Here is a 15,982-nt window from a genome sequence, read left to right on the forward strand (position 1 = left end):
TCATGCCCAGGCGGGGCCGAGGCCTCATGCGGCGACGAGCAGTGTTTGCGGTGCAGCCTCCTTCATGCGCATGCGGAGCCAGTCGAGTTGTGCCGTGGTCTGTGCGGCGCAGTCGTCGATGACGCGGAGCAGTTCGTGGTCGCGGATGGCGCGGCCTGCCTGTCCGACCAAGGACCAGGTGATGTCGAGGAGGTTGCCGAGCTGGTAGAGGTCCAGCAGGTCGCGCAGCAGTCCTGCCGGCCCCGTCCGGGCGGCGGCGACGCCCTGGATGTGGAGGCGCTCGGGAACGGACTCGTCCGGCGCGTCAAGGCGGGCCAGGACGGGTACCAGTGCGTCTGCATGGGCGGCGCACTGGCGGGAGAAGCGGGCCGTGGTCCAGCGCACATCTGCGTCCGCAATGTGGCCTTCGGAGATTACCGTGTAACTGCTGCCCAGGGTGATCTCGCTCGCGCGCTGGAACTGCAGGTAGGTCACGAGATGCACAATGGCCTCCTTCAGTCACGGACCGTTTCGTCGGGGGGACGTACCGGTGTGGATGCAGTGTTGGCGGGGGCCGGCGCGGGGCCGTGGCCGGGGGCGATCCGTTCGACCGCGACTGCGGCGACCTTCAGTTCCGGCTGCTTGGACACCGGATCCCAGCCGGTGAGGGTGAGTTCGTTGGCAGCCGTGGTGCTGTCTCCGTAATGCCAGGGCGCGAAGACCACGCCTTCGCGGATGTGCGACACCCGTGCGGGGGCTTCGATGCTTCCCCTGCGGGAGGTGACACGCACGATGTCGCCCTCCTTGACTCCGAGACGCTGTGCATCGGGCTCGGAGAGTTCGATCCACATCGACGGTGCGGCATCGTTGAGTTGTCGGCTTCGCCTGGTCTTTGTACGGGTGTGCCAGTGGTAGACCGTGCGGCCGGTGGTCAGCCGCAGGGGGTAGGTTTCGTCGGGTTCCTCGAAGGCGTGCTCGTAGGGAACGGACTTGAGGATGGCGCGGCCGTCGATGCGGCGTGCGCGATAGGCGGTTTCGCTGACGGGTGCCCCGGTGGACAGGTTGTGGCCGTAGGTCTCGCACATTTCGATGTCCGTGTTGAACACGCCGTCTACGTAAAGGCGCTCGGTTCCTTGCGGTGCGGTTTCGTTGCAGGGCCACTGGATACCACCGGCGTCGTGGAGTTGTCGGTAGGTGAGTCCGGAGTAGTCGCACGGCCTTCCGGCGCTGGCCGCCTTCCAGGCTTCGAAGGCCTGCTCGGGGGATTCCCAGGCCGGGAGCGGTTGGCCGGCCCTGTCCGTCAGGCCGAGGCGGCGGGCGTACTCGGTGAAGATCACTTGGTCGCTGCGGGCCTGGCCCGGAGGTTTTACGGCCTGTTCCTGCAGGTGGACCGTGCGATCGACGTTGGTATAGGTGCCCGTTTTCTCTGCCCACAGTGCCGCCGGCATTACGACGTCGGCCAGTTCCGTGGTCTCGGTACGGTATCCGTCCGAGACCACGACGAAGCACTGGTCGCCGGCCAGGATGCGGCGAATGCGGCCGAGGTCGGGCATCGACACCGCCGGGTTGGTGCCGGCGATCCACAGGAAGCCGACCGATCCCTGCTCCGCGTAGCGGAAGATCGTGTTGGCGTCGGTGGGCGGCGACCAGTGCGGGATCACCATCGGGTCCACGTTCCACAGTTCGGCGAGTTCACGTACGTGCTCGGGGTTGTCCCAGTTGCGGAACCCCGGGAGTGCGGGTCCGCATCCGGCTTCCCGGTTGTTCTCCGCCGAGGGCTGGCCGTTCATCTGCAGGATCCCGGCACCCCGGCGGCCGAGCATGCCGCGTAGCAGGTGCATGTTGTTGACCTGGCACGAGGCGGCGGTGGCCTGGTGCGATTGGTAGTAGCCCATCGAGCAGGTGGAGACCACTCGGTCGCTGGTGCCGAAGATCTCGGCTGCCGCTCGGATGCCGTCGGCGGTCACACCGCAGATGTCGGCGGCCCATTCCGGCGTCGTGTCGTGGGTGATCTGCTGGATCTCCTCGAAACCCACGGTGTGCGCGTCGACGTATACATGATCCACCCGGTCGTGGGCGATCAGCTCGTGCACCAGTGCGTTCATCAGTGCGAGGTTGGTGCCGTTCCGGATCGGCAGGTGCACGGTGGCTCGCTCGGCCACCTTGGTGCGGCGTGGATCCACGCACACCAGCCGCGGTGGGTCAGCAGCGTCCAGGCGGTCGAGCATCCGCGACCAGAGCACACTCTGGGTCTCGGCAACGTTGTGACCGAACAGGAACAGTGCGTCACAGCTGTCGATGTCCGTGTAGGAGCTGGGCTGCCCATCCGAGCCGAAGGATTCCTGAAACGCCGATGCCGCGGTCGCCGTACACAGGCGAGTGTTGCCATCCATGTGCGGGGTGCCGATCCCTGCTTTGCCGATCACGGCCAGCGTGTAGTACTCCTCGATCATCAGCTGCCCGGAGGTATAGAACGCGTGACTTAGCGGGCCCTTACGTTCAAGCAGTGTCCGGGAGCGTTTCACCACCGTCGACATGGCTGTTTCCCAGTCTGTCTCAACCAGTCGGTCACCTTCGCGTATCAGTGGCGTGGTCAGACGGTCGTGCTGCTCGCCCTGCCACCCATACAGACCCTTCGGCCCGAGGCGGCCGTGATTGACCCGGTCCTCGGCCCGGCCTCTCACCCCGACCATGTGGCCGTCCCGGACGGCCACCTCGAGACCGCAGCCGTTGGAGCACAGAAGGCACGCTCCTCGTATCCACGCGTCAACGTCGCCCTCGCTGACTCCGTCGATCAGGAACTGGTCCACCCGCTGCGGCCATATGCTGCCGCTGGTGTGCGGGGTGCGTGGTCCCCAGATGTCGTCGATGCGGTCGGTCTTCATCGCTACCTTCCTCTCGCCGGGCTATGGCGTGAGCGCTGCTCCTCGGCGAGGAACGAACGTCTTGATCCATGAGCAGCAGCCGCAGCCCATGCCGCAAAGCCGATCCACACCGCTACACGCGCGATCTCGGCCATGGAGTCCGGTCCGGTCCCATGTCCGTAGCTGGCGTGTGCCGCCGCGTACATGCCCAGCGGGAAGAATGCTCCACAGGGCAGGCTCACAGCCCACCGGTTCTCCGCTCACCTCGTGGCGCCGCGCTGCAAAGGCCAGCAGCAGAGGAATCCACCCCGTCCCGAAGAGCAGGAACGCGAGACCCTACGCCACGGTCCGTGTCACCGTCAGGACAGTGGACAGTCAAGCTCGCCAGCCGGGCGAGGATCGTGGCGGCGGCGAGGGCACTGATGGCGGTGGCCCCCATGTAGACCCGGTACGTGGGGCTCAGCGCACGGAGGGTGACGGGAGCGTCCAGCAAGCTGACGGTACCAAGTCGACCAGCGGCACACACCAGCCAGTGGTGGTCGAGCGACAGGCGCACACCCACTACAGTGCCGGAGATCTACGTCCGGCGCGACCGCCGTCGTCGACTGGCGTGCTACGACGTGGGCGTAGGCGGACTCGACGAAGCGAATCACCCGGTCGCGCAGTGCCCCTCCCTGGGGTCTTCGACGGATCACGCTGGTCCCGTGGAATCCGCTTTGCTCGATGACGGGCTTCCTGCCCTTCGAGGCGGAGGCCGCGTGCAGCTCACGGATCTGCTTCTCCACCGCGTCGTTCATGTCGTCGGCACACGGCTTTCCTCAGAGGCTGCGTCGCACCCCCGCTGTCATGCCCATGCAGGTCCGAGGATGCCGTTCAGGCCGGCGGCCGCGAACAGGCGTCGACGGGACTCCTCCGGCCGCTCCTGCGCGTGGGCGACCTGCCCGGTCAGCTTGCCATGGCGCTTGAGGATCCGGCCGTCCACGAGGACCGTGTCCACATCCGCGGGGCCGGCGTTCAGGACCACGGTGGTGACGGCGTCGTTGAGCGGGCTCAGGTGAGGGCGGCGGGTGTCGACGAGGATGAGATCGGCGCGCTTGCCCGGGGTGAGGGAGCCGATGCGGTCGCTCATGCCCCAGGCTGCGGCGCCGGCGGTGGTGGCGAACCCGAGGACGTCGTGGTGGTCGAGTTCCACCTCCGTCGGCGGTTCGTCGCGGGCGAGCGCCGCGGCGTTGGCACGGGCTCGCTCGGCGGCGAGGGTCAGGCGCATCTCACTGAAGAGGTCGGTTCCGGCGCCGGCGATGGTGTCGGCCCCGAGGGCGGGCTGGATGCCGTGGGCCAGGGCGCGGCCGGTGATGGGGAAGGTGCCCATGGCCATCTGCATGTCGACGGTCGGGCAGGGGGTGATGTGGCCGCCGGTGGCGGCGATCCGCTTCAGGTCCTCGTCGCTGAACGCCGCCCCATGGGCGTGGTGTACGTCAGGGCCCAGCAGGCCCAGTTCCTCCAGTGTGCCGATGGTGCGGTACTTCGACAGGTAGCCCGGGATGCCGGAGTGCATGCTCAAGGGGACGGCCAGTTCGCGGGCGAGGCGGACGTCGTCGGCGGTGGTCTGCGCGGTGGAGAACTCCGGTCCGCGCAGCGCCAGGCCCATGGTGACGCGGGCGTCGTCGTCGGACAGCACGTCGGCGCGCATGCGGCGGGCGTCGGCGGGGTGCCGCTCGGAACTCTCCACGAACCACTTCATCACGCCCTCGCCCACGGGGGGACCGTAGAGGAACACGGCGCGGATGCCCGAGTCGCGCAGGGCGCGGACGTTCTCGTCGGCGTGCTCGGGTGTGGTGACGATGTGGGACCAGTCGGCGACGGTCGTGACTCCGGCGTTGACGGCCTGCAGGGCGCCCCACAGCACGCCGGCGTAGACGTCGCGGGGCTCGTACTTGTCCAGCAGCCCGGCCAGCACCACCTGGAAGTAGCCGCCGAGGGACACCTTGCCGCCGGCGCCGCCGATGGCGCTCTGCCACACGTGACGGTGCGAGTCGACCAGGCCCGGCATGACGACGTGGCCGGAGGCGTCGATGACCTCGGCGCCCTCCGCCTGGAGCCCGTGGCCCACGGCGGCGATCGTGTCGCCGCTCACCAGCACGTCGGCTCCCGGCAGTTCGCCAAGACGCGGGTCACCTGTGACGACGTGGCCGCCTCTGACGAGGATGGGGCGATTTACCATGGTTCGCTCTTTCTGATGAGCAGGGGCTCCAGTTGCCTCCTGGCAACCAGACCGCCCTTGAGGTCGATAACATTCCCGCGGCCCTGGATCTCGTCCGGCGCGGCCTCGGTTGCCTTCGTGCCCGGTGCATTGTCGAGTGCGATGCCGGTGCGCGGTTCGTTCCTGCGGAACGCCACCGCTCCCTATGCCACGTCAGCTTGACGGAATCCGATGACAGTCCGATGAACCCGACCGCTCGGGGTTTTCCTTGCCGATGTCCTGCGTGGCGCAAGGCTTTCCGACGGAATGCAGCAGCACCCCAGTACGTGAGTCGGTGGCGTCGGCCACCAGAAATCTGCTCAATGGGATGCGCGCCACCGGACATATTTCACCCGAAGGACCAGACGGCAGGTCTGCGCCTGCTGCGCGCCTCGCCCGGTGGCTTCACGCAGGAGCGAGTAGCCACCGGTCAGCACGGCCTTTAGAAGCCCGCAGTGCCGTATACCTTGCGGGCGTGTGCGGCGAACGCACGCGGGCCCACGATCGGCATGATAATGCGCGGGACAAGGGGTGCGGTGGACAGCATCAGGGTGACAACTGCGGGGTCCGCGAGGGAGGCCAGCATGCCGAAGATGATGGGCAGCTTGTTCTTGGGAAGGCTTTTGATGGCGTGGTCTCCCAGTTCGTGCCACTCGGTCGCCGTCAGGTACTGGTCGACGATGGGCAGTATCTCAGCCTCTTCCACGGCCAAGTGTTCCGTCAGCTTCTTGCCCAGGGTCCGGAGAACTGCGGCAAGTTGATCGCGATCGGAGGCGTTGGCGTCGCTTCTCCACCGTGCCAGTGAGGCGGACGATTCAACGATCAGGCCGTCGATTTCGGTGTGGTGCTCCTCCATCAGGGCCAACGCGGGGGCCAGGCCCTGTGGCGCACGGGCCGTAATCTTTGGCCACAGCAGGACGTCCTCGCCCTTGTGGTGCAGGTGCAGGAACTCTTCGATCATCTGGATGTGATCGGCCACGACGAGAGCCCTCTTCGTGTCGCCGGGCGTGACTCCGAGGACGAGGTCGGGCATCTTGTCGTAGGCCCTGCGGAAGGCCTCGTGGACGACGAGCATGTCGCGGATATCGGCGCGTCCGTGAGCGTTGGGCACAGTTCTCCTTCGAAGGTGAGCAATGTTGAGACGCCTCGCCTAGTCGGCGGGGAGTTGACATGGACAGGGAGCGGCTTCGGGGCGGAAGCCATAGCCGGGAGAAGAGCACGGGTCGAGCAGTCGCCAGACGCTGGGGCTAGCCCTGCGTAGATGTGGCCGGGGGCGCTCCGGCGGACTGTGGGCACGTTCGGCGAGGAGGAAGTACTTGACGCCCTCACGTGCTCAGTGCTGCTGGGCCAGCAGTGAGGGGCCTCCGGGTCTTGTCGTCAACGTCGCGGCTGTCCTGCGGTCTCCCCCACCCTTTGGCCAGGGCGCCCCGACGCTGCGTTGTCGAATCGTCCGAGTAGCCCACTAGGGGGAGGACGGCTCTCCGCCTCGTGATAGGCCGCACCAGACACCGCGGGGCCCGCTGTTGGGGTGGTGAAGTCATCTCCCAGCGGTAGCTGGGGAGCTGCTTTGACGGCCGGGCCTGGGGTATCGGGTACCGGCAGCCTGTCGCGGTGCGCCTAGGGATGGTTTCCCCGTGCGCGGGTGACGGTTTGCGACCTCAACGGCTGTACTCCTTTATACAGGGTACAGGATTTCCGATCTTGCTGCCCCTCGCGGACGCGATCGCCGGACTCCGGTGAACTCCTCGTGGCAGATCACCGCACCCAGGCCCAGTTACGGCGCTCATATGCCACCTGGAAACCGAGGCGGAACATGTTGTGCAGCGAGGGGTTGTGTTCTCCGGGGCCCTCAGCGCCCGTCTCGGCGATGAGCAGGCGACATCCGAGTTCCTGCGCCAGGCGAACCCTGGCGGCCAGCAACGCCGTCTGGGCGCCGCGCTGGCGGGCATGTGGCAGCACGCCGCCGGCGAACATCTGCGCCGTCTCACCCTGCACGAACACGGTTCCGGTCCCGACGAGTTCGTCGTCCAGCCAGGCGGCGAACGGGTGCCAGCCCGGCAACCCCACGGTCCCGGGGCCCATCTCCGAGTAGTGCTCGAGGGGCATGCCGTAGGACCTGTACATGGTCCGGCCCCACTCCCTGGCCTGTTCGGGCCGCACGGGAGTGATCCGAATGCCGCTGGCAGGCGACTGGAGTGTGTCGAGGCGGGCGACGGCGTCCTGGACCGGGCAGACGAGCTTGACCCACAGCGACTGCGGGGTGAGGTCCTCCTTCTGGCAGATCTCCTTCCAGTCCTCCGGCAGGAACGCCGGTGCGATCTGGAAGGTGGCCTGCGGCGCGTCCGCCGAACGGTAGAAGTCGCATATCTCCCGGATGACGTCGGCGGTCACAGCTGTCTTGAATCCGAGCGACTTGCTCCAGAACCTGGTGACGTCGTTGCTCATCGAGAGCGCGACCGCGTCTCCGATCCGCGCGGAGCCCATCCCCAGTGCGGCGCGCGTGGCGTCGGGTACGTACTTCTGGAACTGGAACCACGCTTCCGCCTCGGACTGCTCTGTCACGGACGGGTCAACTGCAATGGTCATGGGTGAGGAGTCCTTTCAGGAGCGGTCACGGAACGTCGAAGCGATGGACTTGGTTGCCGGGCCGGACGGGGACGGGCAGGCAGAACCGCGCTCAGGCGCTAGCCGGAACAGTGGCGGCTACAAAGCCCGCCACGGCCTGCGTGAAGCGCTCCGTCTCCTCAAGATGACCGAAGTGCCCGCTACTCTCCAGAATCAGCAGCTCGGAGTCGGGAATCGACTCGTGCAGTTCCTGTGCCCACCGCACTCCGCAGATGAAGTCGTGGCGACCGACGACGACCAGGGTCGGCGCGCTGAGGGAGTTCAGGGACTCGCGGTCGTCGAAGCTCTGCCACTCCTGGTTCTCGTCCAGCCCGGAGATGCGGGTGACGTCCACGGAGGAACGCAGGGGTGCGAACTCCTTCTCCCGGCTCCAGTAGTCGGCGAAGTACACCGGGAACATCCCTCGTGCGAAGGCTGTCGCGTGCTCGTCGGTGGACCGCTCGGAGCGGGCTCGGAAGGTTTCAAGAATTGCGTCGAGTTCCGGGCGGTCGGCATTCCTTGCTGTGAACTGCTCGAACCGGTGCCGGGTCTCTGCGTCGTGCGCGGGTCCGTTGAGTGGCGCACTGTCGTACAGGATGACCCCGGCGATCTTCTCCGGGTGGTTCAGCGCGTAGTACTGAACGACGAAGCCGCCGTGCGAATGGCCCAGGAGGTGGACCTGGGGTACGCCGAGGTGGTCCACCAGTACCTCGAGGAAGTGGCTGTAGCGGGAGCGGGTGTAGCCGTGCGGGTGGGTCGGAAGGCGGCCGGACGCACCAGATCCGACAGGTTCCGGATAGACGACGGTGAGGTGCTGTTCAAGAGCCGGCATCCGCAGGTACTCCCAGAGGATTCCCGGTCCGCCGGAGTGCGCGATGCACACGGGTCCTGCGCCGTGCACGTGGTAGCGCTGGACGACGCCGTCCACCTCGAAGTGGTGCGGGCCCACCGCCAAGGGGTCGTTCGCCGGGACGGCCATGACGTTCTCCGTAGTCCTGCAGGTGACGATTGCAATAACAAGACGCGGGAGAAGAGCGGAAGTTCGATCCGAGACGTATGGCGAGCGTCACATTCCCCGCCGGTAGCAGGTTCGTCCGCGGTTCGGCGTCACATCGCCGGTTCCGGGTCCGCGACCTGCCCGGTCATGGGGTGGGAGAGGCGCAGCTGGTGCACGCGTCCATCGGCGTCCAGGCTCATCAGCCACGCCACTGCGGGCGGGCAGTGGTCGGGGTTGTCCGCCGGATTGAGGATGTCTGTCTCCCAGACAGCCAGCGACCTTCCGGCGACGGTGTGCACGAGGCGCTGGCGCACGCCGGCTTCAATGTCCCGGTTCATACTGCGTACGAGGTAGCTCCGGTCACCTACCGGCTCCTTGCCGCGCATCAGCAGAACGTCTGGGGACCAGCGCTCGGTCAACAGTTCGCCGAAGTCCCCACGTTCGGCCGCTGCCAGCGTCTCGTTCGCCTCGACCTCGCTGGCACGGACGCGCCGCACGACGTCCCCGTGGGCAGCGTCCGTCGTGGCCGTGAGGGCTTCGGCCAGCTTGGTCCGGCCCTGGCTTATGCGACTGCGGACCGTTCCGACGGGGATGCCGCAGGCCTCGGCGATCTGCTCGTAGGAGGTGACGCCGTAGCTGAAGTGGCGCAAGACCAGGGGCAGGCGCAGCGCGGGAGAAAGATTCTCCATCGCCTCCCAGACCCAGTTCCGCAACGCGTGCTGTTCCAGCCACTGCTCAGGACTGGCCTTCGCCGAGGCTGCTGGCACATCAGCCACAGGCACCACGTCAACCACACTCCTCAGCAGCGAACGGCAAGCGTTCCGAACGATCATTCGCAGCCATGCCCCCACGGCCGCCGGGTCGCGGACTTCACCCACGCGCCGAAGCGCAGTCACAGCCGCTTCTTGCATCACGTCCTCGACGTCGGGGCCCGGCCCCAGAACGCTCAGCGCGACGGCGCGCATCCCCGCACGGTGCCGTTCCAGGAGCAGGCTCAGCGCCGCGATCTCCCCCGCTTGGGCAGCACGTGTGAGCGCCGTGTCGTCGATGTGCGCGGCTTCAGGTTCGTCTCTCACTGCTCTCCTTCACTCCCCCACTGGTCTTCTCGGTCGTTCCCGCGGTCGCCCATCAGGGGCTCCCCGCGCCGGGCCGCTATGTGCGATCCGAGTGGGTGACCGGCTGCGGGTCGAAGATCCACGCCGTCGAGGTGCTGTCCAGTTTTGGCCAGGCCCCCGGAGATACGTGTCGCCGTATCGACGCCTAGAGCGACGGGTACGGCCAACCTGGTCACCGGTAGTCCCACGCCGGATACAGTCACGCTCCGTGCTGGACGTCGCAATCGGGTGATCGACACCAGCCCAAAGCAAGCGGCCAGGACTGCGATGACACTCTGCACAGCGGGGCCCGCTTTCGGCCGCGCGTCACCTTGTCCCGTGGTGGGGACGCGGGTCATCCGGCGGCTTGGCCAGAAGCGGACCTCTCGCACCCTAAATGAGTTCCCGGTTCACGTGCCACCAGCCGCTGTCTCAAACGGACGATCGACGTCCCCTTGTGTTACCTTACGGAAGAGGACGGCAAGCGTCCGCTTGTCGCGGGGGCTGGATGGACGCCGCACGCACAGGAGACTCGATCATGAGTGATCTCGACGAAATCTTGCGGAGGCTGGACGCTCTCGAGAGCATCGAAGGCATCAAGCAACTCAAGGCCCGCTATTTCCGCTTCGTCGATGAGAAGAAGCACGATGAGCTGGCCGCACTATTCACTCCCGACGCCAAGATCGTGACCGACGGGATCACCTGGGGCTCGCCGACGGAGTTCGCGAACACGGTCCGCGATCTCACTGGCGCCGCACCGTCCGTACATCACGGACACATGCCGGAGATCGAGATCACAGGGCCGGATACGGCATCCGGAATCTGGGCGATGGAGGACCTGCTGACCTTCCCGGCGGCAGCGGACGCCCCAGAGGGGCACAACGGCTACGGACAGTACCGGGATAGCTACCGGAGGGTCGGCGGAAAGTGGCTGATCGACTCACTGCTGCTCACGAGGCTGCGGATGGACCCGCTGGAGAACTGGACGCCGGATGCCGTCTGAGTCGACCACCGCGGCGGAAGCGCACACGCGCAGCGCAATCGAGCGGGCCCATCATGGCGAGGCAAGAATCGGTTGCGTCCTTGGAAGTGGTGTACGGGTTCCATCTGATGCGGGCGTTCGTGCAGGGTGACGCGAACCACGTCATACCACCGACCGTCCTCGAGGCGCTGAACGAGGCCGGCGTGTTCCGGTTGCTGACCCCCCAAGAGGTACGGCGGCCACGAGACGGACCTTCGGACGCTCCCCGCGGTGTCGGAGACCCTGGCCTGGCAGACTGCTCGGCAGCCCGAAACGGAATGATCATCTCGGTGCCCAACCGACTGGCCTGCCTCTTCCCGGACAAGGCACAGGAGGAGGCCTTCGGCGCCGACCCGAACGCGCGGGTGACCGGTGTGGCGGCGCCGACAGGCATAGGGAGGCGAGTCCCGGGCGGGAAGCGCGTCAGCGGCCGCTGGTCTTACAACTCCGGTGCACCGTACGCGACCTGGGCAGCAGTTGGCGCTCTCCTCAAGGACGAGCACGATGCAGTGGTCGACCAGGCCCTGGTACTGATCCCGGCTGCCAACCTGATCGTTGAGGACACCTGGCACACCGCGGGCATGCGTGGCATTGCCAGCAACACCTTGATCGGCGGGGACGTGTTCGTTCCCGAACACCGGATCACGGAAAACCCCAGATGAAAACGGGTTTACTATAGGCTGCCATGAGGACCGCCGCGCCGGGAGTGACGGCATATACGCCCAACGGAACGCCATACCTGTTCGATGCGGGGGCCCTGTGCCTGGAATTCCTCACGTCAGGTGGCCCGGGCGAACTGCGCCGCTACGACGTTCTGCATACCCCTGAGGACCTTGCGCGCTGGTTCAGCCTGTCGCGGCTACAGCTCGATCCCGAGAAGGTTCGCGTCTCTGATGCCGAACTACAGGAGGCACTCGACCTACGCACCGCCTTGTGGGGCATGGGACGACACGCGGCACGAGGCCAAGCACTTGCACATGACCAGGTGCAATGCGTCAACAACGCCGCCGAACACCTTCCCCTCACCCTCAAAATCCATGGCAGCGCGGCTGCATGGCGTTATCCGGCCAGCGGGTCCGAAGCCCTGTCAACGATCGCCCGGGATGCGGTGGATCTGTTCACCGGCGAGCTCGCGGATCGCATCCGCGAATGTGAGGCACCTGAGTGCTTCCTGATCTTCGTCGACACCTCGCGACCTGGCCTGCGCCGCTGGTGCGCCAAGGACAGCTGCGGGAACAGGCACAAAATGCGCAAATTGCGCGCTCGGAATGCTTCCGGGGGAGATACCGATCGCCGGCCTCCCACTCGCTAAACGTCGTATCGCGTTCGCAGCCGCCGCGCGATGCGCGTTGCCTAGTGCTCTGATGGAATGCGGCGAACGTCTCGTGGGGGAACCTTCCCGGTCAGAACCGTAGGCATACCGGCCCCACCGCTGGCTGTCACGGCGGAATGGGTCACGGCCCCGATCCGCCGGCACCAAGCCCCACGCACATGGACATGCGTCCCGGCGGAGGGGCCACTATCAATGAAGCTGACCGCGCGCGTCGACCCACCCAGGTACCGCTCGGCCCCGCCAAGACGAAGCCATCCTCAGCGTCGGCACCCTTCCAGTGACCACAGCAAGTCCTGAACGCGCTCCATATACCGCGTCACGCTCCCCACAGGTTCCGCGCTTCTGCCCGTTCGTCCACACAGGCTTCGCGGCAGTTCGCCACCCCAACCGGCAAGGGAGCGTGGATTGCCCAGGCTCGCACGTACCCTGTATAAAGGGGTACGGCGCAGAGATCATCTACCACCGTCACTGACCGGTGGGACAAGCCAGGCCGGTTGTTGGCACACGGGAGCATCCCGTGCATGGGCAGACGGGTACCGGCCGTCAATCGTTCTTTCGCGTCGCGGTCGGTGACCAGACCTGGCCGACGCCTATTTCAGCTCATCGGAGCCTGTCCACCGGCTCCTTCACCCAGAGGTACGCGTGAAGATCGAGCAGTACTTGGTTGCACCGACTTCCTACCTCCCGACCCCAGCAGCCTGGTCGACACCCCCGAAACCCCGTCCCGTCAATGCGCAGGCGAACATCACTAGCAACTGTCGACTGCCAGACGCCCTGCTCACGGCACTGCGCAAGGCCGGCTTCCTGGGTCTGCACCTGCCCGCGAACCTCACCCAAGGGCAACTCTGGTCGACCAGCGACCCAGACAGCCCACGGGCTCAGATCCATCCGATCATCGGAAGCGAACAATGACTGCCACGAACATCCCACCGAACCGGCCGACCCTGCTCCTGGTCCACGGAGCCTGGCACCGCTCCTGGTGCTGGGACCAACTACGAGTGGTACTCGATGGCGACGGCTGGACAACCCGTGTCGTCGACCTGCCCAGCGCGGGGGACGAGGCCGCCGGCATACACGAGGACGCCCATGCACTACTGCGGGAACTGTCGACCATCGACGGCCCGGTGGTGGTCATCGCGCACTCCTACGGTGGTGTGCCGGTCAGCCAGGTTGCCGCTGAGGCAGCCAACGTCGCGCATGTGGTCTATCTGGCGGCATACCAGCTCGATGTCGGCGAGAGCCTTCTGGGCTATCACGGAGCCCCGGTAACCACCGAGCCGCGGGGCGTCAACCCGCCGCTCAGCGAACCGCTCCAGGCGTTGTACGGCGACGTGCCGCAGACCCTGGCTGAAGCGGCCGTCGCACGGCTGGTGCCGCAGAGCGCGAAGTCGTTCAACGAGCCGCTGACCCGCGCAGGCTGGCACACAGTGCCTTCCACCTACGTGGTGTGCGAACAGGATCAGGCGGTGCCTCCGGCGTGCCAGGAGGACATGGCACGCCGTGCAGGAGCTGTTTACCGGCTGCCCAGCCACCACTCTCCGTTCCTCTCCATGCCTGTGGAGTGCGCCGCCCTGCTCACGAAGATCGCCTTCGAAGCGGCTTCCTGAGGCATGCGGCAGCGCAGCCCGGCACCCGTGCGCACCCGTCCGTGCGCCGAGACATCCGCAACTGCCCCGGAGGAGACAGCAATGAGCCGCAGTGACGTCCTGGTGGACGCCGACTGGGTCCAGGCCCGGATCGACGACCCGAAGGTGGTCATCGTCGAGGTCGACGAGGACACGTCGGCGTACGACAAGAACCACATCAAGAACGCCGTCCGGATCGACTGGAAGCAGGACCTCCAGGACCCGGTGCGCCGTGACTTCGTCGACCAGGCCGGCTTCGAGAAGCTCCTGTCGGAGAAGGGCATCGGCAACGACGACACCGTCGTCCTCTACGGCGGCAACAACAACTGGTTCGCGTCCTACGCGTACTGGTACTTCAAGCTCTACGGCCACCAGGACGTCAAGCTCCTCGACGGCGGCCGCAAGAAGTGGGAGCTGGACTCCCGCGACCTGGTCGACGGTTCCGAGGTTCCGGCCCGCCCGGCCACCGAGTACCGGGCCCAGGCCCAGGACGTCTCGATCCGCGCCTTCCGCGACGACGTCGTGGCCGCCATCGGCAGCCTCAACCTGGTCGACGTCCGCTCGCCCGACGAGTTCTCCGGCAAGCTGCTCGCCCCGGCCCACCTCCCGCAGGAGCAGTCCCAGCGCCCGGGCCACATCCCGACCGCCCGGAACATCCCGTGGTCGAAGTCGGCCAACGACGACGGCACCTTCAAGTCGGACGACGAGCTGAAGGAGCTGTACGAGGGCGAGGGCGTGGACCTGGCCAAGGACACCATCGCCTACTGCCGCATCGGCGAGCGCTCCGCGCACAGCTGGTTCGTGCTGCACGAGCTGCTCGGCCAGCCCAACGTCAAGAACTACGACGGTTCCTGGACCGAGTACGGCTCCCTCGTCGGCGTGCCGATCGAGCTCGGCGCAGCCAAGTAAGCCCCCGAGCTGCCGTTTCAGGCGCCATTGAGATCTGCCGCCCTCGCAACCAGCCAGCGCCTTCCTCGCGGGGCGGCTCTGCGCCCCTGCCATGACATTGACAGGCCCGAAGTACGCCGTCGACGTCAGGGCGTACTTCGGAACTTCCTCGCACCGACCGAACGGACATCATGTCACCGACCACGCCGGTTTCCCTTACAGAGAAGCGTGCTCTTGTCCTCTATGTACCGGGGGTGGGACTCGCCGCGGGAACCGCCCTCGGCGTGCTGTCCGCTTCCCGGCGCCTCGAACCAGATACCCAACTCGGGAGCGGTCTGGTCCGCTTCTGCCTTCGCTGCCGGCGCGATCCTCGCAAGTCGGGCCTCCCTTCTGATCGCCGCTGTGACCGGCTTGCTCACTGAACTGGGTCTGGTCATCGGTTACTACGGCTATGCCGAATTCGGGCGCGACGGCATGGGCGCCCTCGACATGCCGCTCTTCTGGGCGAGCGCGGCCTGCGTCGCCGGCCCACTGTTCGGTGTCGCCGGTGTGTGGTCACGCACGGGCCGGAACAGTTGGCGTCGCGTCGCTGGGACCGCGGCCCTCGCAGGTGTCTTCGGTGGGGAGGGCGTCGGGTACGCGTGGGTGCATCACTACTGGACCCAGGCGACCGGCTGCTTCGTCGTGCTCCTGCTCGTGTCCCTCCTGCTCCCCCGCACCCTCAAGGACCGCGCCCTTACCCTGTCGGTCGCCGTCGTCTTCTCCCTTCTGTCCTATGTGGTCGTCGGTGCGGCCGGGCACGTCGTCAACGACGCGCCGAATATCGGCGTTGTGCCGGGCCTGACCGATGCCAAACTCCAGGCGACGCTGTCCGCGATGGTTCCACCCGAACTCGAAGTGACCGATCACGGAAGCCAACAGGGCGAGAACGCGTATGTCGTGGTCACGGACGGCAAGGGCGCCTCCCGTCTCGACGTGACAGTGCAGACAGGGATGTCCTCGACAAAGGACGACCTGTTCAGCGGTTCCACCACTCTTCCGGACGGCACACTGCTCAAAACCTCGAAGCAGGCGGACGGGGCGGACGGCCTGGTCATGTGGTCGGCCGACAGCCTGCGGACAGACGGTCTGCGGGTGCTCGTCGTGGCCTATAACTCCGCCGGCTTTGAACTGCCGGTCACCCGCGAGACACCTGCACTGACCATGGAGCAGCTCACCGCGATGGCCACCGACAAGAAGTGGAAATCCCTCCCCTAGCGTGCGGACTGCGTTGGCGGCGGGCGGCTCCCCGGGGCGCACACAAGGTAAGCGGACGGACTCCGTCCCCTTGTGGTAGCC

15 protein-coding genes are annotated in these 15,982 nt (G+C 66.6%); 7 read left to right on the forward strand and 8 right to left on the reverse strand.

Features of this window, described 5'->3' with window-relative positions; genetic code table 11:
• Window positions 1-24: 24 nt before the first annotated feature.
• From OIE69_RS01680 to OIE69_RS01715, 8 genes are all read right to left on the reverse strand, one after another.
• Window positions 25-483: a hypothetical protein gene (locus OIE69_RS01680; RefSeq protein ID WP_326570132.1), complete on the reverse strand. Its 459-nt coding sequence runs from the start codon at window positions 481-483 to the stop codon at window positions 25-27.
• An 11-nt stretch (window positions 484-494) separates the two neighbouring features.
• Window positions 495-2,864: a molybdopterin oxidoreductase family protein gene (locus OIE69_RS01685; protein ID WP_326570133.1), complete on the reverse strand. Its 2,370-nt coding sequence runs from the start codon at window positions 2,862-2,864 to the stop codon at window positions 495-497.
• Between the two features lie 823 nt (window positions 2,865-3,687).
• The gene (locus OIE69_RS01690; RefSeq protein ID WP_326570134.1) at window positions 3,688-5,064 is read right to left on the reverse strand and encodes an amidohydrolase family protein; all 1,377 of its coding nucleotides are present in this window, start codon (window positions 5,062-5,064) and stop codon (window positions 3,688-3,690) included.
• Window positions 5,058-5,240 (reverse strand): hypothetical protein, encoded by a 183-nt coding sequence (locus OIE69_RS01695; RefSeq protein WP_326570135.1) that lies wholly within the window; start codon window positions 5,238-5,240, stop codon window positions 5,058-5,060. Before OIE69_RS01695 ends, OIE69_RS01690 begins: the two co-directional genes overlap by 7 nt.
• A gap of 284 nt (window positions 5,241-5,524) precedes the next feature.
• Entirely contained in the window at window positions 5,525-6,193 is a 669-nt protein-coding gene (locus OIE69_RS01700) for a hemerythrin domain-containing protein (protein WP_326570136.1), read from the reverse strand.
• Window positions 6,194-6,837: 644 nt separating this feature from the next.
• On the reverse strand, window positions 6,838-7,668 hold the full coding sequence (locus tag OIE69_RS01705; RefSeq protein WP_326570137.1) for a GNAT family N-acetyltransferase: 831 nt from the start codon (window positions 7,666-7,668) through the stop codon (window positions 6,838-6,840).
• A gap of 91 nt (window positions 7,669-7,759) precedes the next feature.
• Complete coding sequence (locus tag OIE69_RS01710; protein WP_326570138.1) at window positions 7,760-8,665, reverse strand: alpha/beta fold hydrolase; 906 nt, start codon at window positions 8,663-8,665, stop codon at window positions 7,760-7,762.
• Between the two features lie 128 nt (window positions 8,666-8,793).
• Complete coding sequence (locus tag OIE69_RS01715; RefSeq protein ID WP_326570139.1) at window positions 8,794-9,759, reverse strand: RNA polymerase sigma factor; 966 nt, start codon at window positions 9,757-9,759, stop codon at window positions 8,794-8,796.
• 556 nt (window positions 9,760-10,315) lie between these two features.
• Here OIE69_RS01715 and OIE69_RS01720 point away from each other — a divergent pair.
• The 7 genes from OIE69_RS01720 (at window position 10,316) to OIE69_RS01750 (ending at window position 15,901) form a co-directional block, all read left to right on the forward strand.
• Window positions 10,316-10,780, forward strand: a complete 465-nt coding sequence (locus OIE69_RS01720) for a nuclear transport factor 2 family protein (protein ID WP_326570140.1) — start codon at window positions 10,316-10,318, stop codon at window positions 10,778-10,780.
• 80 nt (window positions 10,781-10,860) lie between these two features.
• Window positions 10,861-11,460, forward strand: a complete 600-nt coding sequence (locus OIE69_RS01725; protein WP_326570141.1) for an acyl-CoA dehydrogenase family protein — start codon at window positions 10,861-10,863, stop codon at window positions 11,458-11,460.
• A gap of 23 nt (window positions 11,461-11,483) precedes the next feature.
• Window positions 11,484-12,110: a CGNR zinc finger domain-containing protein gene (locus OIE69_RS01730; RefSeq protein ID WP_326570142.1), complete on the forward strand. Its 627-nt coding sequence runs from the start codon at window positions 11,484-11,486 to the stop codon at window positions 12,108-12,110.
• Between the two features lie 663 nt (window positions 12,111-12,773).
• Entirely contained in the window at window positions 12,774-13,043 is a 270-nt protein-coding gene (locus OIE69_RS01735) for a hypothetical protein (RefSeq protein ID WP_326570143.1), read from the forward strand.
• Window positions 13,040-13,738 (forward strand): alpha/beta fold hydrolase, encoded by a 699-nt coding sequence (locus tag OIE69_RS01740; protein ID WP_326570144.1) that lies wholly within the window; start codon window positions 13,040-13,042, stop codon window positions 13,736-13,738. The genes OIE69_RS01735 and OIE69_RS01740 overlap by 4 nt, the downstream gene beginning before the upstream one ends.
• A gap of 81 nt (window positions 13,739-13,819) precedes the next feature.
• Window positions 13,820-14,665 carry a sulfurtransferase gene (locus OIE69_RS01745; RefSeq protein WP_326570145.1) on the forward strand — a complete coding sequence of 282 codons (846 nt, stop codon included), beginning with the start codon at window positions 13,820-13,822 and terminating at the stop codon, window positions 14,663-14,665.
• A 222-nt stretch (window positions 14,666-14,887) separates the two neighbouring features.
• Entirely contained in the window at window positions 14,888-15,901 is a 1,014-nt protein-coding gene (locus OIE69_RS01750; RefSeq protein WP_326580906.1) for a DUF6518 family protein, read from the forward strand.
• The last annotated feature ends 81 nt before the right edge of the window (window positions 15,902-15,982 follow it).

Origin of the sequence: Actinacidiphila glaucinigra, assembly GCF_035918135.1 — a bacterium.
Classification (GTDB): Bacteria; Actinomycetota; Actinomycetes; order Streptomycetales; family Streptomycetaceae; genus Actinacidiphila; species Actinacidiphila glaucinigra.

Coding starts and splice junctions, on each gene's coding strand:
- OIE69_RS01685 (WP_326570133.1), bottom strand. CDS start 2,864: ATGAAGACCGACCGCATCGACGACATCTGGGGACCACGCACCCCGCAC.
- OIE69_RS01690 (WP_326570134.1), bottom strand. CDS start 5,064: ATGGTAAATCGCCCCATCCTCGTCAGAGGCGGCCACGTCGTCACAGGT.
- OIE69_RS01705 (WP_326570137.1), bottom strand. CDS start 7,668: ATGACCATTGCAGTTGACCCGTCCGTGACAGAGCAGTCCGAGGCGGAA.
- OIE69_RS01710 (WP_326570138.1), bottom strand. CDS start 8,665: ATGGCCGTCCCGGCGAACGACCCCTTGGCGGTGGGCCCGCACCACTTC.
- OIE69_RS01720 (WP_326570140.1), top strand. CDS start 10,316: ATGAGTGATCTCGACGAAATCTTGCGGAGGCTGGACGCTCTCGAGAGC.
- OIE69_RS01730 (WP_326570142.1), top strand. CDS start 11,484: ATGAGGACCGCCGCGCCGGGAGTGACGGCATATACGCCCAACGGAACG.
- OIE69_RS01740 (WP_326570144.1), top strand. CDS start 13,040: ATGACTGCCACGAACATCCCACCGAACCGGCCGACCCTGCTCCTGGTC.
- OIE69_RS01745 (WP_326570145.1), top strand. CDS start 13,820: ATGAGCCGCAGTGACGTCCTGGTGGACGCCGACTGGGTCCAGGCCCGG.
- OIE69_RS01750 (WP_326580906.1), top strand. CDS start 14,888: ATGTACCGGGGGTGGGACTCGCCGCGGGAACCGCCCTCGGCGTGCTGT.